The following is a 22,476-nucleotide window of genomic DNA, read 5'->3' on the forward strand; positions in this document are numbered from 1 at the left end:
TTCGTCAGTCCAAAGTCTCATAAAGTTCTTCCCGAAGTCTCCGGTCAAGGCAAGCCTCTCTTAACACTTGGGCAATTTCCTCTTCGTTTTTGGGCCAGTTAATCCAGAAAAAATCCCGCGCTAAAAATCCGAAGTTTGTTTTCCAGACAGGGGTTCCTTTCAGACCTTCTCTCCAGACGATAATCCTCCCATCTGTATTTCCTTCTTCCAGAAAATCGTGATATGGGACAATCCGGCAGATAAACATGGGAAATCCGGCGTGTGTCAGATACTCAGAATCGTCGAATCCCGATCCAAGATAGCCGAAGATGGCTTTTCCCCAAATGAATTTTGGGAGGTTGTTAAGAGGTCTCAAAAGAGAAACCTTTTCGATCTAAGGGATTTTATGAGGTGGATTCTGTGCAATCCTGTCAAAAAGAGGTTGGACCTTTTCGGGAGAGACCGGATGGCCGTAATAGTAACCCTGGGCCAGATAACATCCGTTGTTTCGAAGGAAGCGATCTTGTTCCTCCTGTTCGACGCCTTCGGCCACCACATCCAGGGAAAGTGACTTGGCCATGGCGAGGATGGCCAGAACGATCGCCTGGTCGTAATGGTTGTTGAACAGGCCTGTCAGAAATGACCGGTCGATCTTGAGCGTATTCACTGGAAAATTCCGGATGTAATTCAGGGAGGAGTATCCTGTTCCAAAATCGTCAACAGAAATACTCACGCCGAGATCTCGTATTCGGGAGAGTGTTTCTAACGTATGATGATCCTGAAACATCAATGTCCTTTCCGTGATTTCCAGCTCAAGAAGAGCGGGATCGATGCGATTCTCCTTCAAAAGGTATTCCAGAAAATCGACGAATCCCGCCGAGTGGATCTGTTTGACGGCAACATTCACCGCCAACCGGTTTAGCAGAAAGCCCTGGTCAATCCAGATTCTCATCTGCTGAAGGGCTGATTGCAATACCCATCTTCCCAAGGGAACGATGAGTCCCATTTCTTCGGCCACAGGGATGAATTCATCCGGATGGCGAGTTTTATTTCGATGTTTCCAGCGAACAAGAGCTTCTACTCCGATGGCTCTGGACTGTGCATAGTCGACAATCGGCTGGTAATGGAGAAAAAATTGGTTCTGATCGAGTGCATCCTGAAGCTCTGTCGCGATTTTCAGTCGCTTCTGGACAATCCGGTTCATCTCCTGAGAGAAAAACTGGATGTTGTTGCGTCCGGTTTTCTTGACCTGGTAAAGAGCGATGTCGGCATTGCGTACAAGACTTGTCATGTCGGTTCCATCATCAGGGAAAAGGGTCACACCGATACTGACTGTCAGGTCCGCGCGGGAATCATCGATCCTGAATGGAGTGACCGATTCATTCAAGAGCCGGTGCCCCAAAACAAGAGCTTCGGTCTGATCCGACAAATCTCCCAGAATGATGGCGAACTCATCTCCTCCGATACGAGCAATGGTATCTGACTCGCGAACGATGCTTGTAAATCGCCGCCCCAACTCAACCAGAACCCGATCCCCAAAGGGGTGACCAAGGCGGTCGTTGATATTCTTGAAATGGTCCACATCCACATACAAAAGCGCAAACAGTCGGCCGGTGCGATGAGCCTGTGCGATGGCCTGGGTCACTCGGTCCTGAAACAGATGTCGGTTGGGAAGACCTGTCAGGGCATCATAATTGGCCTGGTAGCTGATTTTCTGCTCGAGTCTCCGTTTTTCGGTAACATCCCGGAAGATAATCACACAACCACGGACTTTCTCCTCATCATCTCTGATAGGCGCTGCGGAGTCCTCAATGGAGAACTTTTTTCCATCCCTCCTGATCAGAAGGGTGTGGTTGGCAAGTTCCACAACGACGCCTTCCTTCAGTGCCCGTTCCACCGGATTGTCTCCGGGAGCTCCGGTATATTCATTGACGATCTGAAAGACTTGAGCGATCGGATGTCCCATGGCTTCATCAGATCCCCATCCTGTCATCTCTTCCGCCAGGGGATTCAAATAGGTGATCCGGCAATGTTCATCGGTCGTAATCACCGCATCCCCGATGGATTTGAGTGTCACGAACCACTGTTCCTTTTCGAGGTGGAGATCATGGATCAGCTGTTTTTGCCGGGTGATATCCCGGATGGATACGGTAAACCCGATTCGCTCCTCCCGTTCGTTGATGACGACTGCACCATGGGCTTCCCCCCAAAAAGTACTGCCGTCTTTTTTCCTGTACTGCATCTCGTAGGGATGAGAGTCAGAAGGGCTGTTCCGGCTGTAACGAAGTTTCCCCTGCTCCTCGTAATCAACCGGATTGGCATACAAGAGAGCGATGGGTTTGGAAACCATTTCCCCGGAAGAGTAGCCGAAGAGGCGGACAAAGGCAGGATTGACCCACAGGATTCGCCGATCAAGATCCACCGCAATGATGGCGTCTCCTATGGCCTGAAGGATGAATTGATGCTCGAATTCTGATTGAAAGGGATCCATCGATATTGTGACTTGGTCAATATCCGGGATTGCTGTGATCCTGAACGAGTTCCTCATCCGGAGCGGCCATATGCCACAAGAGGTAGGAAGCGACCAGGGGGAGCAGAACCGTATGATGGTTGCCACTTTCCTGAAGAATATGCCTGATATCGATTTTGACAGAAGGGATGTTCGTTGTGTCGAGGATGATATCGATATCACTTCCCCATCGGGAAAGGGCATCCTTGTAGTCCTGAAAAACGGGTATGCCGTCTTCTTTGAGACTTGCTAAAAACGGATGTCCGGGATCGATTTCACAGATGGCCAGGATTTTGACCCTGTCTTCTCCCAAAAGATGGAACTTCTCATAAAAACGGGTTCCCACACGTCCGAGTCCAATTAATAGCACCTGCACAGGCTTCACGATTTCCCCCTCTGATCTCTGGTTGATCCTCCCGATACTTTTTCCGAATTCTGTCAATAACACAAAGACTCATTGCTTGTTATAGACCGACAAAGATCAAAAGACAATATTTTCAAAAAACCATAATGAACTATTATCGAAAAGGGAAATAAGTTTCGTGTCAAGATTGGTGACAGATATGAAGAGGACCACAACACAACGTGTGCCGTGGCCCTTTTCTTTCGAGAAAAGATTTTTCTTTTAGGTCCCCGAAACTTTCGCACAGAAGCGGGTGAAGAAGACATAATTCTTTGTCTCGTACTGGATCGAAAAGATCTTTTTGATTCCGGCCTTCCTTGCGGCATCGAGAATCGTATCACCGCTTCCGGTTGTCGTGTCGGCGGCGAAGGTTCCGTTACATACCTCCGTCGATTTGAGATCCACGGGTTTTTTCGTTTCGACCATTGGATTCATGGGGGCTTCAGGCATGGCCAGTGTGCAACCGCCAAGAATGATGGTTCCCAGAATGAGTGGCGCCAAGACTTTCTTCATTGATACCTCCTTCGATGGCATGACCCGCCATAATTCTGGCGGGAAGGTTTGTGATCCGGCCGTCACAGCTTGTGTTCCTTCGCCAGAAACTGGGCAACGGCCAGACCCTTCGGGTGAACCAGGACGCTGCGCCTGACCACCATGAGAGTGACAAGAAGATTCTGGGAAACGCTCGACTTGGCTGCTTGGTAGGTGACCAGGATGGGCACCTGGATCTTCCAGACGTAAACGCCCTTCAAAAGTCCCTTGGCGAGGATAACTCCTGCTTCTGTGGGAACGGCAGACGCTACCATGCGGTTGTCGGAGACGAGCTTCAGGTTGCCGGAGGCCTTGAGCGATCCGATAAACGAGGCAAATCCCTCTTTCGTGAATTCGGGGGAAAGCCCGGACAGGGCGGATCTCCAGTTCACAAAATCATACGAATAGGCGGCGGTGGCCACATTTGTGGCCCAGGACACAACGGCACGGTCGGACGCGGCGGGGTGGGACAACGGTACAAGCGGCAGGATCCGGCCATCGTTCGTGGCGGCAAAATAGACGGGACTTTTGTGGACGAGCGCCCATCCCATCGCACCATTCAGAAGGACTGACGCCAGAAGAGCCCCCGCTCCATAGCGGAGAATCGCTGACTTGTTCCGGTACTCATCCTTGTAGAAGTCGTTCCGGAAACGAACAAACTCGGCACCTCCCTCCCGGATCGGACTCGATCCGGGAGCAGAGGCCTTTTGTCCCGCTGAACCCCCTGTCGTTTGTTCCTTTTGTTTTCCGAATCCGAAGAGTCCCATCAGAAGCCCATTCCGTCACGGGATCTCTGGCGGGAGGTCTGGGGCTCGACCGACTTCTCTTCCCGGGCTTGTGGGGCGGAGTGGCTTCGATCTTTTCCAGAGGTTTCCATCCGGAGACATTCCTTCATGGATCCGGTCAGTAACTCGATATCACGTTTGGCCAGCGCACTTCCTGGTTGTGATGGATAATTTTCAATCGCCTTCCGGTAATATTCGGCGGCTTTTTTCCAGTCATGGTTGCGTTCTGCCTCCGAAGCCCGGTTCCTCAAAACCGCTGTCGATGCTTTTTCTGCCGGGAGTTCTTCTCGGGATTGGGGGGTGGTTTCCCGACTCCCGTCGTTTTCGGCAGCCTGACTCATTCCGCGCTCTTCACGGAACGCTCCCCGGTCCCGGAGGCTCACAAAGGCTCCATCGCCGATCACTACATGATCGACTACCCGGATTCCCAACAAAATGCCCGCTTCGTTCAGACGTACGGTCAGGTTATAGTCATCCGTGGAAGGCTCGGGATTTCCTGACGGATGGTTGTGCAGAAAGATGACCGACGCAGCCGAGTCCCGGATCACGGGATTGAAAACCTCTCGTGGATGGACAAGCGTCATAGTCAAAGATCCTTCCGAGATTTTATGAAGATCGATCACCTGATGTTTCTGATCCATCGAAATCGCATAGAAACACTCTTTTTTCGCATCCTTTGTTTGCCCACTGAAAATCCGATAAGCGTCTTCGGCGCTGTTGATGGACATTCCCCGGTCGATGCCCTCGTTCGCCAGGCGTTCTCCCAGGACCAGTGCAGCTCCAAGTTTCTTTCCCTGAACATCCGTGAGCCCCAAGGTTTCTTTTAGTTCGGTTTGTGTCATCCGGGAGAGATCTCTGAGATTGACGTTCTCCGGGCATTTTGTTCCGGTGATGCGTTCGACCAGCACCCAGTCCGGCTCGTCTCTCAGTTTTGTCGTGGAGAGAGGTTCCGGAGGAAAAAGCCCTGGAATGAGTTGCAGGCGGCTCATCACTCACCTCCCTTTGAGTTCTTCATCCGTTCCCCGAGCGATTTCATCTCACGAAGGAGCTCGAAGGCGTCGGGATCTGTTTCGGACAACCGGGCAAGAGGATCGAGTGAGATGAGCAAGGGACGCCCCAGGGTTCTTTCAAGTAATTCGGGTTCGTTTCCAACCAGAAGATAGCTCTTTGCCTTGTCGCTTTCCGTCATATAAGCTCTCCCGCGGTTTCGAGAATGTCCCGTTCGTCGGCAATGACTCCTCCCTTGGCCCGTTCTTTTTCGACGAGGCCCAGGATCTTGGTGATATCGGCCGGTTTCACGCCCAGTTCGTCCGCGAGTTGCTTGACGGCGTCTTTCAGTGTTTCTTGAGTTTCCTTCAGTTCCTCTTTCTGGTTCAGAATCGCTTCGAATCTTTTTTTGTTGGCGGGATCGAGGTGCATAGTGGCGTTCCTCCTCATAAACACTCTGGTCATTCATTAAATTATATGGTATTATCAATTACCATTTAATTATATTACTCCAGAAACACAGAAAGTCAAAAGGAGGTTTCTCTATGAGATTGTTTATCGCCGAAAAACCCAGTCTTGCCAGAGCGATAGCGGAGGCGATCGGAAACCCCGTCAAAACAAGGACGCATATCGATTGCGGGTCGGACCGGGTCACCTGGTGCATCGGTCACATCATGGAACAGGCCCCTCCAGAGGCTTATGGAAAAGAATTCGCTCCCCCGTGGGATCTTCGCCCTCTTCCGGTCCTCCCGGAAAAATGGCTGGTTCTTCCGCTCAAACCTCTTCCTAATCCTTTCGGAAAAGATTCAATCACCGAACAAAACAGATTCAGAAAGGGAATTTTCGAACACTTCGAAGCGATTTCGCGGATGATCATGGATCCTTCTGTCACGGAAATCGTCAATGCCGGCGATCCGGACCGCGAGGGGCAGTTGATCGTCGATGAAATACTCGAGTACCTGAATGTCAAAAAGAAGGTCTTGCGGATCTGGCTGAAAGCTCTCGATCCGGAAACGATCAGGAAGGCGATCAGGAATCTTGAAGACAATGCTCTTCCGAAGTTTCGTGGCCTTAAAAATTCTGCCCTGGCAAGATCGAGAGCGGACTGGCTTGTGGGGATGAACATGACGAGGGCGATCACATCGGTTGCCCAGACCAGAACGGGAGACAGGACGGTTTGGTCTATCGGGAGGGTCCAGACACCTGTTCTAAGGCTGGTTCACGATCGAAACGAAGAGATCGCCAATTTCCATCCCAAGGATTTTTTTGTTCCTGTGTTGACGGTCGAAACGGGAAAGAATGTTTCCGTCGATCTTGAATGGTCCGAACGAGATATTCCGGGGGTGACGGATGAGGAAAAGCGCATTCTGGAAAGACGGGATGCGGAAAAGATCGTTCAGAGTGCCAAGGGGAAGAGTTTTCCGCTGGAGGTCAAGAAAGAGAACAAATCAGTCGGCGCTCCTTTGCCATGGTCTCTTTCCTCCTTGCAGGTCTTTGCCGGAAAAGAATTCGGCCTGAACCCGAAGGAAGTTCTTGAAACGGTTAAATCCTTGTATGACAACGGTTTTGTCAGCTACCCGAGAACCGATTGCGAGTATCTCCCTGAAAGCATTCATCAGGACGCGGCAAGAATCATCTCTTTGCTTCTTCCTGTTTTCTCTATCGAGAAGAACCTTGTCAATCCTTCACAGAAATCGAAAGCGTTCAATGATTCCAGGGTGACGGCCCATTATGCGATTACTCCTACGATCAAGGTCCCTTCATTCAGAAGTCTTTCTCACGACGAACGCTCAATCTACGAGGCGATATCAAGGGTTTATCTAGCCCAATTCGCTCCTGCCCTCTTCCTTTCTGAAACAAAAATCGGACTGAAGGTCTCCCCCGAATCGTTTTCGGTGTCGGGAAAGATCATCCAGGCAAAGGGTTGGACGGAGATATGGCCTCATGGAGGCCCGAAAAACGACAAGGTGTTGCCCCCAGTCGACAACTTCGATCCCGGGAAGGTGACGGAGGCAAGCGTCAGGGGAGGGAAGACGACTCCTCCGAAACCGTTCACTGAGTCAGGAATTATCGAGGTCATGAAGTCGGTTCACAAATACGTCTCCGACAAGGAAGCAAAATCCATCTTGAAGGAGTCGGACGGGATCGGGACGGAAGCGACGAGGGCGGAAATTGTGAGTCAGTTAATTCTGCGGAGTCTCCTTGAAAAGGCTTCCGGCAAATCGAAGGATCCGGCGCTCCTGGTGACGGATAAGGGGAGAAATTTGCTGAAGTCCGTTCCTGCAGAAGTCTCAAATCCCGTTTTGACGGCCACATGGGAGCGAGCCCTTTCCGAAATCGCATCGGGAGGCTCCGGGCCTGACGCATTTGTTCATGAGGTATCGGGAATGGTGGCCAAATGGATCTTCTCCCTGAAAGAGGTGTCCGGAACGATCGATATGGGCATCGCTTCAAAACAGACTGTCCCATCTCCCTGTCCTTCCTGCGGACGTCCGCTCGCAAGAATCAAGGGACCATCCGGATTCTTCTGGGGGTGTACTGGATACCGGGATACGGAAAAATCCTGCAAGACGACCTGTCCGGATGAACGGGGAAAGCCCGGAAAACCGAGGGAAGCGGAAAAACCGGAGGGGATCGGCCCATCCTGCCCGAAATGCGGAAAATCGACGGGAGAGATGAAAACAAAGATGAAAATTTCCTATTTCCGTTGTCCGGAAGGCCACGGCCCCTGGTGGTCGGACAACGGTGGGCTCGGAAAGGAATGGGAGCCCTTTTCTGCCAAAGGAAAATCCGGGCCGAAGGTTACCAAAACCTCCGGATCCCAAAAAAAGAGAGGGGTCCGGTGAGAAAAATTCTGGTGGGCTTTCTGTCCGTTCTCATGATCTTTCCTGGATCGATCGTTTCCATGGCAGCACAGGGACAGTCGCCAGCCACCACGACCGCACCCTCTCCACAGTCACAGTCCGTGACATCGATACAGAACCAGCTCAACTCCGACCTTGTTTCATCCTCAACGACTCCGCCTCCGACCCCGTCCCAGGGCGGAGGATATCAGTCTGTCCCGGCGGGTACCGCTCCGAACAACTGCGCGGCCCAGCCGATCCTGAACGCCATGGCGGGAGCCCAGTCGGGCTATCTGAATACGGCCAGCAGGGCGGTCTCGAAGCACCAGGGAGTGATGCAGGCATTGGCCAGCCAATTGGATGTCTGTTCCCAGAACTTCCTGAAATTTGCTTTTGGACTGTCCTCGTCTCTTCCGGGCTGGTCGGCGGTCTTGGACCAGATCGTCACGATGGCCTGCTCAATGGCCGGACAGGCGGTCTACGACGCCCTCATGTGTCTCATCAACGGAGCGCTCTATGGCGCCCTCACCGGAAAACCGTTCGGGTTCTGTGGCGGATATGTCATGAATGCGACCATGTCCGGTGGAATGAACGTCAACCCTTCGACAGGCCAGCTTCAATTGTCCGGGACCGGATCGACCGGAAATTCGTCCTTTACCTCCGGCGTCTCGGGAAACGCCACCCCGAACATCGGTACGTCCCAGAGTTCGGGAATGAACAACTCCACCTATAACGCCGGCGGAAACTACACCCCAGGACAGGGCATCCAGAATTCCACGTCCGGAGGAAGTACTGGATCGGGACAATCTATTGGGCCGGGCGGAGGCGTCACCGGAACCATTCAGAAACTTTTCCAGTGAGGAGGAGTCGAGGAGAATCATGATGAGACGATTTCGTTTTTTTTCCGCCTTGCTTCTGATTGGTGGAGCCATTTTTCTGTTTCGTCCGATCCCGGCGATGGCGGTCGCCGGATCGTCCTATGTCCAGTGCCTGGGAGTGGTGACGGCGGAAATGTCCGCCCTCATGGCCGCCGGAAGCGCCACCCCTTCAGTTATTGCGGGAACCGTTTCCGCAAGTCTGACGTTGAATCTCCAGCCGTATGTCGAAGCCATGGCGGCCGAGATCTGCGCACAGGGATCGAATGTTGTTTCGGGCTTGGCATCCCTCACCGCGGCCCTGTCTTCGGATCTTCACAACCAGGCCCGTCAGACGGACGCCTCCCTCACGCACAAGTACCTGATCGGAGAACGCCTCCGGACAGAGCGGGAATACGGTCCCCACGCAACTGTCGCCCATGTCTGCGCCAGAAGCATGGAGGCAGGTCAGGCCGGGCCTGTCATCGGAAGTGCCGCCACCACGGCCGCCACATCCGACATGATCGCCAACCAGTGGATGCAACAGACTATCCCGAAAACCGCGGCTCTCCAGAAAATCGCCAGTCAGCCGGCGGAAAACTTCGACGCAGCGAATCTGTTCGGAACAAACGATCTGGCCGGAGGATCGACCCTGACTCCGACACAGGCCACGGCTGCCCAAAATTATGTTCTGAATGTCACGAACCCCATTCCCTATGCCGCGGGATCCACTCCGTCGGCGAATACGACCGAAGGACAGAGAGCCTCGGTCGCCAATCTTCGGGAGCATGCCGTCCTGTCGCTCGCCCGTCATGCCATGAATGAACAACTGGCGCTTCGGACCGCCCAGGCCAATCCCCAACTTGTGACCTGGCAAAACACCCTGGCGCAGGAATCGGGCCTCCCGCCGGTTCCGGTTTCTGCCGGAGGAGTGAGTCTCATGAGCGTTCTGGGAACGGACGTGAACAGCCGGTTTAGCAACCCGTCCTGGCTTACCGAACTTCACACCCTTTCATCAACCGGGGTCCTTCGGGAGACCGCTCTCGAAGGGGCACTTGAGATCGAGATCGAATGGCAAAGCCTCCTGTCCGACCAGAAAATGGAGGCGCTTTTGGCTGCGATCGCGGCGAAGCAGGTGGAGATCCGGAGGCAGCCGTGACCCGGGAGTTTGTCCGGAGATCTTGCGGACATGGAGAGGCGGTTTACGCTGTCGGCCCATTCTGTGGGCGACATAGAAGGATACAAATTGCGGAAAAAGAACTCTGCGGAATTTGCCGGGAAAAAAGAAAGTCCTCCGAAAGAGAGGCCCAGGCGGCCATGACGGAGAAAAACGACCGGAACCCTTCCGGCGAACAGAGTTTCTCCGGAGAAGTCAGGGACATCTTGAAAGAAAGAAACAACCATAACAACCATCAAGGAGACAACTCATGATCAGAAAAATCAAAAGCGCAATCCTGACTCTCGTTCTGGCGGCTTCATTCGGATTTTTCCTCCCCAACGCGGATGCTTCCGATTCCGGCCCCGGAGTCTGGGATTTCCTTCTCTTTGGAAATCTTGATATGGGGAGCAATTTTAATGCCGGAACCTTGGGAATGAATTCTGCAGGCACGACTGTCTACAAAGGATCATCTCCCATTACGTCGGCCGGATACGGATTCGGGTTCGGGACCGAGGTCTGGTTCACGGACAACATTGCGGCAAGAGTTCTTCTCCAGGGAAACGTGTTCGCCAACGGATTCAATGCAAATCTCAAGAACGGTCCCTTCTTCGGATACGGGGCTGCCACCATCGGTCCGGTTTTCAAGCTGTTCGGATCGACCAATTATTTCGTCTACGCTCCCGTCGATCTGGGATACGCGATCACGGCGGCAAGCTCCGGATCTCCCGCAACCGTTGGCGCTTCATCCAGTCTGACGTCCTCGATGGGACATTCGTTTTATGGGGATCTTGGAATCGGGATCAATGTCCGCCTTATCACGATCGAGGCCAAGGTGGCGTATCTGCCCACTCCGGGAGCGTTCGGAGGAAATTCGTTCTTCTTCCCGATCTCCATCGGATTTGACTTGTAATTTGGTCCGCTGTGATAAAATAATCGCATCTTAAAAGATTGGATTAAACGAAGGGAAGCCGAAATGAACAAAAGGACGACAATGGATAGCGCAGGGACCATGATCGCGTTTCACCTGAGTGTTCCCTACGGACCGGATATTGTAAAGGAACAGGATGTTTACAATGCCTTGAAAAATGGGAGTCTTGGCGGGATTGCGACTCCTGCAAAGGATATTCTCGTCTCTCTCTTCAATGAAAATTCCCCGGCGTCCATTCTTAAGGCGGCTTACGAATGCGGCTCATCGGTCGAAAAAGCCCAGAAACTTTACAGGGAAATAATCGCGATGCCCTTTCCGCGTTCTACGGATTGGGAAAAAGTCAGTTTTTAAATCGCTGGAGGAACCATGTCGCAGATAGAGAAAAAGGAAATGGACCACTGGCAGTCGGCGGGCGGCTGGAAGAGCCTCGAAAAAACAGCCGCCGATATCGTGTCCGCTGCGGAGGCTTCTGCCGGAAGCGTTCGCATGTCTCCCCTTCTTGGAGGCGGAACAAGGCTTATGCTTGAGATGAATCATAGGATAAGCCGAGATATCGATTTATTTATCCGTGATCCGCAATGGATTGGCCTCATTTCTCCGAGGTTGAACGAAAAGGTCGAAAATCTTGTATCAGGGTACGAAGAGGATGCGACTTTTTTGAAATTGAAATTTCCTGAAGGGGAAATCGACTTTATTGTTCGCATGTCTCTTACAGGACTTCCTCCTGAGACCTCCGAAAAAAGTCTTTTCTTGCTCGATCCAATCGAAGAGGTTCTGGCCAAGAAACTATTTTATCGTGGAGCGTCCTTGACATCGCGAGATCTTTTCGACTGGGCCTGCATCGAGTCGATGTATCCGGGGTCTGTTGATTCTCAAAGAATCGCGCGCTTGGTCAATTCAAGAGCGCCTGAAATCAGGCAGTCACTCGAAATGATGGCGAATAGTTCTTCCGCCAAAAGAATGTGGAATCTGATCGAAACACCAATAGAGATGGATTTCGACAAAACGGTTTCATGGGGGAAAAATCGGCTAAATGCCTATTGGGACCTCTCCCTTGCCGGGAAAGAAGGGCATGGGGGCCGAAGCGTTTCGGGACGAGAGTCAAAAAAAGAGAAAAATCCCGGATATGGCTTTGGATTCTAACCCAATAGATCAACAACCCATTAAAAGAATCCTCGGCAGGAAAGAGAAAGATCTTTCGAAAATCGGCACTCCCCACGTTTCCGAGACGCGCATGGCTTTTTCCAGACAGAAAACCTGTTCCGGAATCGCTCCAAAGGGGGTATTTCGCTACAGGAGCCATGCCCAGGCCAACGCCGATATGGAAAAATGGCTTCGCGATTCTGTCATGAGGTTCGAGGCCCGTAAGAATCTGTCCGACGATTTTCGTATGCTCATACGCGAGATCCCTAATGCTGCGGATCAATAAAGCCGAGCCTGGAGGAACCATGTTCGTCAAATCTGTCGATAGAGTTCTCTTTTGCCTTCTCGATCAGTTCTCCACTCGGTTTTCATCTCCTGAACAAAAATTGATCGTCTCGTGGTTCGCACTTCAAGGATGAAAAACGTCCTCCACCAAGCGTTGAGCACTCTTTTTCTCTTGGCCCTGTCTGTTTCCCCCGCTCAAGCAGTTGGCGGATCCACCTTTGCTGCCTGTGTGGCCGAAGGGGAAGTCACCTATGCTCCTGCTACGGCGGTGACCCTTTCGGGAGCGTCCGGAGCCGATACGGGGATTATGGCGGCCGGGTCGGCGGCCCTTGCTGTGGACCTTGCGGCCGCGGTGGCGGCCACTGCCGGATGTCTTGGCGCTGTTCCGTGTGGGATTGCCGCCTCCCTGGGAGCTTCGGCGGCCGCTTTCCCTCCCTTGTATGCCGGAGCTGAATCGGCTCTGGGACCGGTAGCAGGGACACCTGGAGGCGTGGCTACAGGGGCGTTCGGGGGAATGGGAATCGTCGAACCTCTCTCGGGCCCTGGCTACTGGATTCCTGTCGCCGGAGGCTTGGTTCTGAATCTTGAATCTTACTCGGTGGCCCTTCACGGGGTTCTGTGCGCGGCCGGGACGAACATCAATATGGCTCTTTCTGCCGCTGCCACCGCACTGTCTTCCGATGTGAGAAACACGACCAGGCTTGTCGACAATGCGACGACCCATCTTGGCTTGATTCGGGAACGACTCCGGATGGAGCGGGAATATCAGTCGGAGCCATCGCTTTGCATCCGGTCCACCGAAGTTGCCCAAAACGGTCCCAGTCTTTATTCGACCGCCGAGACCGCCGGAGCGATCGATCAAACGCTCATAGCCCAGGACCAGGGTGTTTCATCGGCTCAAATGACATCTTCAGTATCCTCTTGGGCCGAACCTGATGCATCGAGTCTCTTCGGTTCGGGAAGTTACACTCTCACCCCCCAGGAGACATCAAGCGGGATCCGGATGATCTGGCTTTTGACCCATCCCATGGGCCATACCGTCGGGTCTCAAAATTCGGCGCAGACGGCGCAGGATGTTCTGCCTCAAACAGTTGCCGCCCGGGAGAGCCTGATTCGTCACACTCTCACGAGTTTGTTTTCCCTAAGAGAACCTCCGACACCCGGAGGGGCGAGCCTCATGGAAAATCTCTCGAACCAGGTTCAGGAGCGTTGGGCGAATCCCCAATGGCTCATCACGCTTCATACGCTCCACCCGACGACGCTCAGGCGAGAGATTGTCATGGAACAAAGCCTGAAGGCGGAGATCCGGTATTTGAGGATGGTTTCGAAGCAGCACCGGGAGGCCATGTTGGCGATGATTGCGGGGGAGGGGGATTGAGATGGAAAAAAACTTGAAATGGATCTGGGTAAAATAGTGGAGGAGTCAATGAACTATGAGGACAGGATCTGTCTCTTTCTGGATGTTTTGGGTTTTGCGGATCAGGTCAACAGGTCGGTGGAATCAATCGAGAAGATTGGAGGGCTCCATTCTGGATTGTCTGAGATTTTTAAGGCATTTAGGGATCGCCTTCCAAACCAGCAAAATGATTCTGATGAAACATCCAAGAAAGTTTCTCAGTTTTCAGATTCGATAACAGTCTCATACAATTTGGATGAAGATAGTGCGGTTTATCACCTGTTGTTTGACACATACATGCTTCAGATTGAATTGCTTAGATGGGGAATCATTGTCAGAGGGGCTATTGCAACCGGCAAGCTTTATCATGATGACAAATTGGTTTTTGGACCCGCACTTATAAAAGCAGTGGAACTAGAAAAAGATGCAAAGTATCCGAGAGTTATCCTTGACAAAAAAATAATTGATATCGGCAAAGAGAATCATGCGAAGTGGCACTCTTCAGAGTACGAGGAAAAAGCAATCAGATCTCTGATCGAGCAAGATTTTGATGGGGAATTTTATATCGACTATTTTGGCGTTTCACCCTACAATTTTGATGATGGCTGGGAAGATATATCTATTTATCTTTGTACGCTTAAAAAATTTATTGAAAACTCAATCCAAGGGGGGCTTCACGCAGATGTAATTTGTAAATTTATGTGGATGAAAGATAAATTTAATGATATAATTTACGATCTAGAGAGAAGCAATTATAAGGGTTTATGTGGATGGGGGATTCCAGATGATGTGGAAATCGACTTTACTCCTCTGAAGCCTATAAAACTGAGATTTTAGAGTTGATTCTGACCAAGTTGAGAGGGTAAGTTTCTTTGTAGACTTTTTTAAAATTTGTCCGAGGGGTATGGATGGATAAAGTTATGCTGGATGAGATGACGGCTATCGGTTCTGTCGGGGTCATGATTGGAACGGTTATTCTTGCTCTTTTTACGGCTTGGTTGGCATTCACGACTCGGAAAATGGCCCGGGCGACCGTAAAGCTTACAAAACAAGAAAACCAGCAACATGTTGATAATGTGAGGCCGGTATGTGTTCTCGAACCCAATGATAATGTTAAGGGAAAGGATGTTTTTCATACTGAAATTGGTGAAAAGAACCATACCAGAGGTGTTGATATGCACAAATCCTCTTCATGCACCATTATTTTTCTGAAATGTTCAATTCGGAATAAGGGGCTTGGACCTGCCTTAGGATTGAGATTGATCACAAGAATTATTGATAAACATAAAGAATTTGATCAAATCATACCCAGTGGGGTAATACAAGTTGGTGAAGCATGGTCAATGATTGGGCCTCAAGTTGGAACTCGTGAACAACGGGTTATTCCGATAGAGATCAAATTTGGGGATAATTATACCGATACGGATTATACCTCGTTTCGGTCTGGCCTATGGGAAATATTCCTCGAATATCAGGATATCTTCGGGAATGTCTATCACACCAAATATATGAAAGCCGGTAATGATTTTTTTTCGGGATGTTTCAAAGGAATTCGACCAAAATTAGGTGAACCGCCGAGGATGCCTGAAAGACAAGAATATGGTTCTTTTGAATTAGGACATCAAATTTAATCACCTCACCTTTAGATTACTCCGTACGGTTGTTTCCATTCCTTTTGTTCTATTTTTGGAATCCTGCCAATTTGTTAAGGGCGGCCGAATTCGTCAGATGAATTCTCAAATCAAGAACCGTTGACCCGGAGAAGATCAAGACGACGGATCTCAATTTTACCGCTATGCCCTGAGTAGGCCGCTTGGCTGAATTCAAATGATCCCCTCCCGTGTTCTTTGTATTTTGTGGCAATAATATTAAAGATTCGGACCTTGTCTTCTAACGGCGTCCTGATGCCGAAAATAATCCCTTCAAGATCAGCAAAGCGGTAGGTCAACTTCCGGTCCTTTGCCTCCCTAAAGGAGTCGAGATGGCGGTTAGTACGGTTTGAGTCAGACAGAGCAGATAATGCTTTATCAGGTTGCGCCAGACGATTTTGTCTCCCCGCCAAACCAGATCCTTGTACCCCTCCATTGGATCGTTTAGTTGTTCAGGCGGAGAGAAATAAATCTCCTGTTTTTCAAGTTCTTGATGATCGCCTAACAAGGCGTCGAGCGATCGAAATCGGTAAAAAAACGGCATGTCGTGTGGGTCCATTCACTTCCTTACAACAAGTTCCAGTGAATAATCTTTTTTCAGATTCTCCGCCACATCCCTCCATTTGGCAGGATCTATCGCTCTCAAGGGGTGGTAATATTCCTGGACCGTGGCCAGATGGTTCAGCATCCCGATGCCTCTTTTATAAACGGATTCCACCCCTTGACTGAGGTCTGTCCAAGAAATTTCTTTTCCTTCCTCAGTCCGGGAAACGGATTCTTTTCCGGAGAACATCTGTTCTGCCTCCCTCGCGGCATGCAGTGGGAAAAGATCTTCAGGATTTTTAGTTTTATGGGGAGGATTCGCGAGGGGAGATCGACTACGTCCCGGAGGCTCCCGCAGCAAAAGTGGCCCCTTGAAGGGTGAAGAACTTGTGAGAGATTTCCAAATCATTTTTGATTTTTAGGAATGAAGTTCAAGCCGCCGACGGCCGTTTTCATATTCGTCCCGACCCAAGAGACGGCTTGGCCGAAACTCTCTCCCGCCCTGCCTTCCCGGCCTTTTTCTCCATCGATTCCCAAAACTCGCATCGCCCAATAGGGCCCATTATGGATCATCTCGAAGGAAAAATGAATTGTTCTCCAGAGTATTAGGGTATAAATCAGGTATCCTCCGACAAGTCCGGCCATGGAAAACCACATTCCGGCCGTGGGAACGTTCTTGTTTGCCCCGAGGGCTTCCGAGGTCAGAACCGTCAGTAGATTTCCGGAAAGGAAATACAGGCCCAGCGACAGGACAAACATTCCCACCATCAACAAGGGTCTCAGTGCGATGTCGGTGATCCGGGAGAGTCCAGCCTTTCCGTGTTGCCCAATAAAACCTTCCCCCTGAGGGATACCCACGGCCAGTGCCCACAAGGGAGCAAACAGAGCCAGAATTGCGACCTCCATAATCCAAAATAGGAGATAGAAGGCAATATCGATCATCGGAATGAGGGGGAGGTAAAAGCCGACCGCGATCGTTAAAAGCATAAATGCGAGGGCCAAGGGGTCGAGTAAACTATTTCCCGATTTTGAAACTGCGGAAGTTGCTTGTGCCATGGGCGTCTCTTTGTAGCCCGGTAAATAAGAGAGGATTCCGGCAACCACCCCAATTGTTTTATTGACTCCTTCCCCCACCGCCAGAGCCGTATCGGCCGATTCTATGACGTTTTGGAGTTTCGACAATGGATCGGCAGAATGGTTGGATGCCATGTAATTGGGAATCGAGAGGGTCAGTCCTGTCGTCGGATCCATGACGGATCCCAGATCAGCGGCCGTCTGCTTGCCCTGGGCGGACGGAGTTTCCGACTGGGGATACGCTGCCCAGAATGGATAGGCGGAACCAGCTTGGGTCCCCTTGAATCCCCACGAATTGATATAGTTTTGCGTGTCGCTGAAAGCCGTCTGAAGTTCCTGGATATTGTCTGGTCCCAGCGTGGACCAGTTCGCAAAACCTCCGGGAGCAATATTCTGAGGCAGATCTTGCTCGATTTGAGCCCATGTTGTTTCCTCGTTTGCAAAGAATCGATAGTAGGCCCCCAGGCTCGCCCAGCCATCGGCCTTAATTTCGGCCGCAGGGGAGGCAATCGAGCCGTTCGGTCCAGCAGCGTTCCCCGCGGACTGCACCAAGTCGTTGACATATTGCTGCGTCACCTGGGTGAGGGCACCGACGTTTCCAGCCGCAGGATTCGTCAGTCCCCCGCCCTGGGCGTAGACCGATCTGTTGGAGGGTGTTCCTGCGGGAGCGCAGGGAGAGAGTCCTGTGCCGATCACGATCGCTCCGCACCCGTTGGAGTTTCTTGCAATCGCTGCTGCGACCTGATCCAATGGCGATCCCTGTTTCACCATATTCGTGAAGGCCATGTTGGCCCCTTCGAGTGTAGGCGCCCCGTTTGTTCCAGGTTCGACATTCTGGCTCGACCAGTCCCCGCAGACATTGGGTCCATAGCTCCCCGTTCCGGTGACATTCGAAAACCCAATTCCTCCGAAACTGTCGGATTGGGGCGTCACTGCCTGGATGTTTCCATTCGGATTGACGAAATTGTCAAGGACGTGCTCGCAGACAAGAGAGTATAACCCCCCGTCCACCACTCCCTGGATCCCCGGCGGCACGACCGCCGCCACACTTGGAACGACAAGTTGGGCCGAGACTTTCGAGGCCGCGGTATCCCCGATCCCGTTCCCGGTAGAAGCCACAAAAAGAACGAAGGATGCAAGGATCGACAATCCCCCGGGAGCGGCGATCATCGCGGCGGAGACAGCGCCCCGGATCGGGGCCCAGGCGGCGTTCACCCCCTGGTGTGTCCAGTCGCCGGTATGGGCAGCGGTGTGCATGGCCTGAACGAGGTGATAGCCGTATGTAAGGGACAGGAGAAAAAGCGCCAGAATCGAGACCATCCCGGCCACGATGGAAAGAACCGAAGGAATGTTGGCCAGGATGTTGGATCCCGAAACGAAAGCTCCCAATGGAGAGGACGAACAGGTGTTCTGTCCCGCCGAAGATCCGAAAAGGGAATAGAGGACGCAAGAGGCCAAGGACCCGGGTGCCGAATTGACGAAGGAGGGAATGGCGAATCCGGCCAGCATGCTGTTTTTGATTCTTTCGAGGTCCACCTCAAGGGGCCACTTTTGCCACGGGAGCCTACGGGGAAGATCATCGAGACACCAGTTCCAGAGAATGATCGGATAACAGATGGCGGCGATTCCGGAAACCCCATCGATCAAATACAGCCAGGTTGGAAGACCGATCGTCTCCTCCATGGAGACTGTCTCCGCCAGCATGGCGAAGCCTCCGACGAGAGGAGGGAAGACACAGTGCCAGAAGATTTTCTTGAGAGTCGTCTTGTGTGGGCGTACCAAGCGGTTCTCATCCCGGAAGCGCTGGAAATCGGCAAAGGCGGTAGACATGAGCGCGGCGTAGCGGGTGGAGTATTGGAGCGGGATGACGCACGTCAATTTAAAGGCCCAGGCGATACGCCCAAACCCGTCAAAGACATGTCGGGCGAGGGAGGCCCAATAACGCCTGGCCCCGAGAAATCCTTTCCAGCCTCCTCCGGAGATCCACATCCAGATCCGGCTTTTTCGCCAGTCGGTAGAGCGGGAAAGGGCATTTTCCGTTCCGGAAAGGGAAGGGAGCTTCTCTTGAGCAGGTGAACCCCACCCTTGGGGATGTTTGGCCGGAGGGATAGCCGCCAGGTCCTGATCCTGCCCTGGGGGAAGACCTGGGAGAGCCGGCTGCCGGAAGTCGATAGCCCGTTTTCCCGCCCGCATGATCGCGCGTCCGGAGGCTTTGACAATGCCCTTTCCCAAGTCCCCTAGGGACTTTGCGATTCCATCCCGATCCAGCTTCTTTAGAAAAAGAACCCTGAAGTTTGTTCTTTCCGTCTTTTTACTGTTCATGCGTTCCTCCGTTTAATTAAAATGTTATCTCACTATACCATATATAAAAATAAAGAAAAAAGTATGATTATCAGGATATTCCTGTGCTATGATGGGCAAAAAAATGGGGGGGAGAATGTATATGACGACAGAGAAGGGTATTGAAGAAGACCTGATCTCAAAGCTTCAGGGTCTCAAATATACCTTTCGTCCTGAAATTCGCAATCGATCGTCCCTCGAATCCAACTTTCGGACCAAGTTCGAGGCATTGAACCGCGTCAATCTGACGGATGACGAGTTTGCACGCCTGCTCGACGAAATTACCAGTCCCGATGTTTTCATTTCCGCCCAGCGGCTGCGTTCGATGAACTCCTTCGACCGAGACGACGGAACCCCACTCAACTACACGTTGGTCAATATTCGCGATTGGTGCAAAAATGACTACGAGGTAGTCAACCAATTGCGGGTCAATACCCATTCGAGTCACCACCGCTACGATGTCATCCTGCTCATCAACGGCGTGCCTGTAGTGCAAATCGAACTCAAGTCCCTTTCCGTCACTCCCCGCCGGGCCATGCAACAGATCGTCAATTACAAGAACGACCCTGGCAATGGCTACGGCAGTACGCTCTTGTCATTTATCCAGCTCTTCATTGTCAGCAATCAAACCAACACCTCGTATTTTGCCAACAACAATGCCCGACACTTTTCCTTCAATGCCGAAGAGCGCTTTTTGCCAGTCTATAAATTCGCCGCCGAAGACAACAGAAAGATTGACAGCCTTGATAAATTCGCCGAGAAGTTCCTTTCCAAATGCTTTCTTGGCGAGATGATCAGCCGGTATATGGTGCTGGTGGCAAGCGAGCAAAAACTCTTGATGATGCGGCCTTACCAGATCTATGCGGTGAAGGCGATTGTCGATTGCATTCACCAGCGTTGTGGCAATGGCTACATTTGGCATACAACTGGGTCCGGCAAGACGTTGACCTCATTTAAAGCCTCCACTCTTCTCAAGGACAACCCTGATATCGATAAATGCCTTTTTGTGGTCGATCGAAAGGACCTCGACCGACAGACCCGAGAGGAGTTTAACCGATTCCAGGAAGGCTGCGTCGAAGAAAACACCAATACTGAGACCTTGGTATCGAGGCTACTCTCGGACGACTACGCCGACAAGGTCATCGTCACCACCATCCAGAAACTGGGCCTGGCACTGGAAGGATCAAACAAACGCAACTACCGCGAACGCCTGTCCCCTTTGCGGAGCAAACGTATGGTCTTCATCTTCGACGAATGCCACCGCTCCCAATTCGGCGACAACCACAAAGCGATAAAAGAATTTTTCCCGAACGCTCAGCTCTTTGGGTTTACCGGCACGCCCATTTTCGAGGCCAACGCCAGTACCCAACAGGTCGATGGCGACCAAGCGCGATTGCGCACCACCAACGATCTCTTTCAACGTTGTCTCCACCAGTACACCATCACGCACGCCATTGATGACGAGAACGTCTTGCGTTTTCACGTCGATTATTACAAACCGGAAGGGAAAAACCCGCCCCAACCCGGTCAGGCGATGGCTAAGGAAAAGATTCTCGAAACTATCCTTTCAAAACACGACACCGCCACCAATAGCCGCAAGTTCAACGCTCTCCTAGCCACTCAATCGATTAACGACGCCATCGAATACTTCGAGCTTTTTCAGCGTCTTCAGTCCGCCAAGATCATAGAAGACTCGAACTTTATTCCGCTCAACATCGCCTGCGTCTTTTCTCCTCCGGCCAACGGAAACAAAGACATCTTGCAGATCCAGGAAGCCCTTCCCCAAGAAAAGGAAGACAATCAGGAAGATCCCGAGGGCAAGAAGGCGGCCCTGGAGCGAATCATCGCCGACTATAATGTCCGCTATGGAACCAACCACCGCATGAGCGACTTTGACCTCTACTACCAGGATGTTCAAAAGCGGATCAAGGATCAGCAATTCCCCAATTTAGACCTGCCCCATAGTCAAAAGATCGACATCACCATCGTCGTGGACATGCTGCTTACCGGTTTCGACTCCAAATACCTGAACACCCTCTATGTGGACAAGAATCTCAAATACCATGGTTTGATCCAGGCGTTTTCCCGAACGAACCGCATGCTGAACGACAGCAAACCCTATGGGAATATCCTCGATTTTCGCCGCCAGCAAAATCTGGTGGAAGAAGCCATTGCCCTGTTCTCCGGAGAGAAGGTTAACAATCCGCGCGAGATCTGGTTGGTGGACCCGGCTCCCAAAGTCGTGGAGAAGTTGCAGACCGCGACCAAGCAACTAGAGACCTTCATGCAGTCGCAGGGACTCACTTTTACACCGGAAGACGTTCCCAACCTGAAAGGGGATGCCGCCCGTAGTCAGTTCATCGAGCTCTTTAAAGAAGTGCAGCGCATGACCGCCAAGGTCGACCAGTACACCGACCTGACCAACGAGCAGATAGCGACGATTTCCCGCATCACTCCTCCTGATATGTTACAGGGCTTCCGCTCCCAGTATCTCGAAACTGCCCGCCAACTCAAGGAGAAACAGGACAAAGGCAACGCCAATCCCAAAGTGAACGAGATCGACTTTAAGTTTGTGCTCTTTGCCTCGGCGGTGATCGACTATGACTACATCATGAATCTCATCGCGCGCCTCACCCAACAGAAACCGGGCAAGCAAACGATGACCCGCGAACAGTTGATTGGGCTCATCCAGTCTGATTCCAAGTTTCTCGACGACCGTGACGATCTTGCCGATTACATTCGCAGTCTGCCCGTGGCGCAGGCACTGGATGAAAACCAGATCCGGGAAGGATTCGATCGATTCAAGGCGGAAAAGAAAGCGGAGGTTCTGTCAGACTTGGCGATCCAGCACGGCTTGGATTCACAAGCGCTGCAAGATTTTATTGACGAGGTGCTTCGCCGGCGCATCTTCGACGGGGAGCGGCTGAGCGAGCTGTTCGCTCCACAAAATCTCGGGTGGAAATCCCGAATACAGAAAGAACTGGCCCTTATGGAGGAACTTGCCCCTTTACTCCGAAAACTCGCTCATGGGCGAGAGATCTCCGGATTGGAGGCATATGAGCAGTAAG

23 protein-coding genes are annotated in these 22,476 nt (G+C 51.8%); 12 read left to right on the plus strand and 11 right to left on the minus strand.

Features of this window, described 5'->3' with window-relative positions:
- Positions 1–4: 4 nt before the first annotated feature.
- The 8 genes from LFE_RS03055 to LFE_RS03090 all read right to left on the minus strand — a co-directional run bounded on the left by LFE_RS03055 (position 5) and on the right by LFE_RS03090 (position 5,626).
- Complete coding sequence (locus tag LFE_RS03055; RefSeq protein WP_014448807.1) at positions 5–355, minus strand: hypothetical protein; 351 nt, start codon at positions 353–355, stop codon at positions 5–7.
- 18 nt (positions 356–373) lie between these two features.
- Positions 374–2,470 carry a putative bifunctional diguanylate cyclase/phosphodiesterase gene (locus LFE_RS03060; RefSeq protein WP_050989473.1) on the minus strand — a complete coding sequence of 699 codons (2,097 nt, stop codon included), beginning with the start codon at positions 2,468–2,470 and terminating at the stop codon, positions 374–376.
- A 16-nt stretch (positions 2,471–2,486) separates the two neighbouring features.
- Complete coding sequence (locus tag LFE_RS03065) at positions 2,487–2,873, minus strand: Gfo/Idh/MocA family oxidoreductase (RefSeq protein WP_041774737.1); 387 nt, start codon at positions 2,871–2,873, stop codon at positions 2,487–2,489.
- Positions 2,874–3,113: 240 nt separating this feature from the next.
- Complete coding sequence (locus LFE_RS03070; RefSeq protein WP_014448810.1) at positions 3,114–3,404, minus strand: hypothetical protein; 291 nt, start codon at positions 3,402–3,404, stop codon at positions 3,114–3,116.
- Positions 3,405–3,466: 62 nt separating this feature from the next.
- The gene (locus tag LFE_RS03075; RefSeq protein WP_014448811.1) at positions 3,467–4,189 is read right to left on the minus strand and encodes a type IVB secretion system apparatus protein IcmL/DotI; all 723 of its coding nucleotides are present in this window, start codon (positions 4,187–4,189) and stop codon (positions 3,467–3,469) included.
- Positions 4,189–5,196 carry a RadC family protein gene (gene radC, locus LFE_RS12950; RefSeq protein WP_014448812.1) on the minus strand — a complete coding sequence of 336 codons (1,008 nt, stop codon included), beginning with the start codon at positions 5,194–5,196 and terminating at the stop codon, positions 4,189–4,191. Before radC ends, LFE_RS03075 begins: the two co-directional genes overlap by 1 nt.
- A complete protein-coding gene (locus tag LFE_RS03085; protein WP_014448813.1) occupies positions 5,196–5,396 on the minus strand; it encodes a hypothetical protein in 201 nt (66 codons plus the stop codon). Before LFE_RS03085 ends, radC begins: the two co-directional genes overlap by 1 nt.
- Positions 5,393–5,626 (minus strand): hypothetical protein, encoded by a 234-nt coding sequence (locus LFE_RS03090; RefSeq protein WP_014448814.1) that lies wholly within the window; start codon positions 5,624–5,626, stop codon positions 5,393–5,395. Before LFE_RS03090 ends, LFE_RS03085 begins: the two co-directional genes overlap by 4 nt.
- Positions 5,627–5,739: 113 nt before the next feature.
- Between LFE_RS03090 and LFE_RS03095 the strand changes: the two genes are divergently transcribed.
- The 11 genes from LFE_RS03095 (at position 5,740) to LFE_RS03145 (ending at position 15,433) form a co-directional block, all read left to right on the plus strand.
- Complete coding sequence (locus tag LFE_RS03095; RefSeq protein WP_014448815.1) at positions 5,740–8,040, plus strand: DNA topoisomerase 3; 2,301 nt, start codon at positions 5,740–5,742, stop codon at positions 8,038–8,040.
- Positions 8,037–8,897: a hypothetical protein gene (locus LFE_RS03100; protein ID WP_014448816.1), complete on the plus strand. Its 861-nt coding sequence runs from the start codon at positions 8,037–8,039 to the stop codon at positions 8,895–8,897. The genes LFE_RS03095 and LFE_RS03100 overlap by 4 nt, the downstream gene beginning before the upstream one ends.
- Positions 8,898–8,919: 22 nt before the next feature.
- Complete coding sequence (locus tag LFE_RS03105) at positions 8,920–10,050, plus strand: hypothetical protein (protein WP_014448817.1); 1,131 nt, start codon at positions 8,920–8,922, stop codon at positions 10,048–10,050.
- A complete protein-coding gene (locus LFE_RS03110) occupies positions 10,047–10,322 on the plus strand; it encodes a hypothetical protein (RefSeq protein ID WP_041773976.1) in 276 nt (91 codons plus the stop codon). Before LFE_RS03105 ends, LFE_RS03110 begins: the two co-directional genes overlap by 4 nt.
- Complete coding sequence (locus LFE_RS03115; RefSeq protein WP_014448818.1) at positions 10,319–10,960, plus strand: hypothetical protein; 642 nt, start codon at positions 10,319–10,321, stop codon at positions 10,958–10,960. The genes LFE_RS03110 and LFE_RS03115 overlap by 4 nt, the downstream gene beginning before the upstream one ends.
- A 63-nt stretch (positions 10,961–11,023) precedes the next feature.
- Positions 11,024–11,329: a hypothetical protein gene (locus LFE_RS03120; RefSeq protein ID WP_232502555.1), complete on the plus strand. Its 306-nt coding sequence runs from the start codon at positions 11,024–11,026 to the stop codon at positions 11,327–11,329.
- Positions 11,330–11,344: 15 nt separating this feature from the next.
- Positions 11,345–12,121: a nucleotidyl transferase AbiEii/AbiGii toxin family protein gene (locus LFE_RS03125; RefSeq protein WP_014448820.1), complete on the plus strand. Its 777-nt coding sequence runs from the start codon at positions 11,345–11,347 to the stop codon at positions 12,119–12,121.
- Positions 12,111–12,407, plus strand: a complete 297-nt coding sequence (locus tag LFE_RS03130) for a hypothetical protein (RefSeq protein WP_148272525.1) — start codon at positions 12,111–12,113, stop codon at positions 12,405–12,407. Before LFE_RS03125 ends, LFE_RS03130 begins: the two co-directional genes overlap by 11 nt.
- Positions 12,408–12,536: 129 nt before the next feature.
- The gene (locus LFE_RS03135) at positions 12,537–13,784 is read left to right on the plus strand and encodes a hypothetical protein (RefSeq protein WP_148272526.1); all 1,248 of its coding nucleotides are present in this window, start codon (positions 12,537–12,539) and stop codon (positions 13,782–13,784) included.
- Between the two features lie 48 nt (positions 13,785–13,832).
- Positions 13,833–14,639 (plus strand): hypothetical protein, encoded by an 807-nt coding sequence (locus LFE_RS03140; RefSeq protein WP_041773979.1) that lies wholly within the window; start codon positions 13,833–13,835, stop codon positions 14,637–14,639.
- Between the two features lie 71 nt (positions 14,640–14,710).
- Positions 14,711–15,433: a hypothetical protein gene (locus LFE_RS03145; RefSeq protein WP_014448824.1), complete on the plus strand. Its 723-nt coding sequence runs from the start codon at positions 14,711–14,713 to the stop codon at positions 15,431–15,433.
- Positions 15,434–15,543: 110 nt separating this feature from the next.
- Here the strand turns inward: LFE_RS03145 and LFE_RS13885 are convergent, their stop codons facing one another.
- The 3 genes from LFE_RS13885 to LFE_RS03165 all read right to left on the minus strand — a co-directional run bounded on the left by LFE_RS13885 (position 15,544) and on the right by LFE_RS03165 (position 19,390).
- Entirely contained in the window at positions 15,544–15,864 is a 321-nt protein-coding gene (locus LFE_RS13885; protein WP_148272527.1) for a hypothetical protein, read from the minus strand.
- A 146-nt stretch (positions 15,865–16,010) separates the two neighbouring features.
- Positions 16,011–16,139, minus strand: a complete 129-nt coding sequence (locus LFE_RS14495; protein WP_269763952.1) for a hypothetical protein — start codon at positions 16,137–16,139, stop codon at positions 16,011–16,013.
- Between the two features lie 260 nt (positions 16,140–16,399).
- On the minus strand, positions 16,400–19,390 hold the full coding sequence (locus LFE_RS03165) for a DotA/TraY family protein (RefSeq protein WP_014448828.1): 2,991 nt from the start codon (positions 19,388–19,390) through the stop codon (positions 16,400–16,402).
- A 121-nt stretch (positions 19,391–19,511) separates the two neighbouring features.
- Here LFE_RS03165 and LFE_RS03170 point away from each other — a divergent pair, with 121 nt between their 5' ends.
- Positions 19,512–22,475: a type I restriction endonuclease subunit R gene (locus tag LFE_RS03170; protein ID WP_014448829.1), complete on the plus strand. Its 2,964-nt coding sequence runs from the start codon at positions 19,512–19,514 to the stop codon at positions 22,473–22,475.
- The last annotated feature ends 1 nt before the right edge of the window (position 22,476 follow it).

This window comes from Leptospirillum ferrooxidans C2-3 (assembly GCF_000284315.1).
Classification (GTDB): domain Bacteria; phylum Nitrospirota; class Leptospirillia; order Leptospirillales; family Leptospirillaceae; genus Leptospirillum; species Leptospirillum ferrooxidans.

What these genes read in the sequence shown, in the direction of transcription:
- LFE_RS03060 (WP_050989473.1), bottom strand. Translation starts at nt 2,470, where the DNA reads ATGGATCCCTTTCAATCAGAATTCGAGCATCAATTCATCCTTCAGGCC.
- LFE_RS03070 (WP_014448810.1), bottom strand. Translation starts at nt 3,404, where the DNA reads ATGAAGAAAGTCTTGGCGCCACTCATTCTGGGAACCATCATTCTTGGC.
- LFE_RS03085 (WP_014448813.1), bottom strand. Translation starts at nt 5,396, where the DNA reads ATGACGGAAAGCGACAAGGCAAAGAGCTATCTTCTGGTTGGAAACGAA.
- LFE_RS03165 (WP_014448828.1), bottom strand. Translation starts at nt 19,390, where the DNA reads ATGAACAGTAAAAAGACGGAAAGAACAAACTTCAGGGTTCTTTTTCTA.
- LFE_RS03120 (WP_232502555.1), top strand. Translation starts at nt 11,024, where the DNA reads ATGAACAAAAGGACGACAATGGATAGCGCAGGGACCATGATCGCGTTT.
- LFE_RS03140 (WP_041773979.1), top strand. Translation starts at nt 13,833, where the DNA reads ATGAACTATGAGGACAGGATCTGTCTCTTTCTGGATGTTTTGGGTTTT.
- LFE_RS03135 (WP_148272526.1), top strand. Translation starts at nt 12,537, where the DNA reads ATGAAAAACGTCCTCCACCAAGCGTTGAGCACTCTTTTTCTCTTGGCC.
- LFE_RS03105 (WP_014448817.1), top strand. Translation starts at nt 8,920, where the DNA reads ATGAGACGATTTCGTTTTTTTTCCGCCTTGCTTCTGATTGGTGGAGCC.
- LFE_RS03115 (WP_014448818.1), top strand. Translation starts at nt 10,319, where the DNA reads ATGATCAGAAAAATCAAAAGCGCAATCCTGACTCTCGTTCTGGCGGCT.
- LFE_RS03145 (WP_014448824.1), top strand. Translation starts at nt 14,711, where the DNA reads ATGGATAAAGTTATGCTGGATGAGATGACGGCTATCGGTTCTGTCGGG.
- LFE_RS03075 (WP_014448811.1), bottom strand. Translation starts at nt 4,189, where the DNA reads ATGGGACTCTTCGGATTCGGAAAACAAAAGGAACAAACGACAGGGGGT.
- LFE_RS03170 (WP_014448829.1), top strand. Translation starts at nt 19,512, where the DNA reads ATGACGACAGAGAAGGGTATTGAAGAAGACCTGATCTCAAAGCTTCAG.
- LFE_RS14495 (WP_269763952.1), bottom strand. Translation starts at nt 16,139, where the DNA reads ATGCTGAACCATCTGGCCACGGTCCAGGAATATTACCACCCCTTGAGA.
- radC (WP_014448812.1), bottom strand. Translation starts at nt 5,196, where the DNA reads ATGAGCCGCCTGCAACTCATTCCAGGGCTTTTTCCTCCGGAACCTCTC.
- LFE_RS03095 (WP_014448815.1), top strand. Translation starts at nt 5,740, where the DNA reads ATGAGATTGTTTATCGCCGAAAAACCCAGTCTTGCCAGAGCGATAGCG.
- LFE_RS03090 (WP_014448814.1), bottom strand. Translation starts at nt 5,626, where the DNA reads ATGCACCTCGATCCCGCCAACAAAAAAAGATTCGAAGCGATTCTGAAC.
- LFE_RS03125 (WP_014448820.1), top strand. Translation starts at nt 11,345, where the DNA reads ATGTCGCAGATAGAGAAAAAGGAAATGGACCACTGGCAGTCGGCGGGC.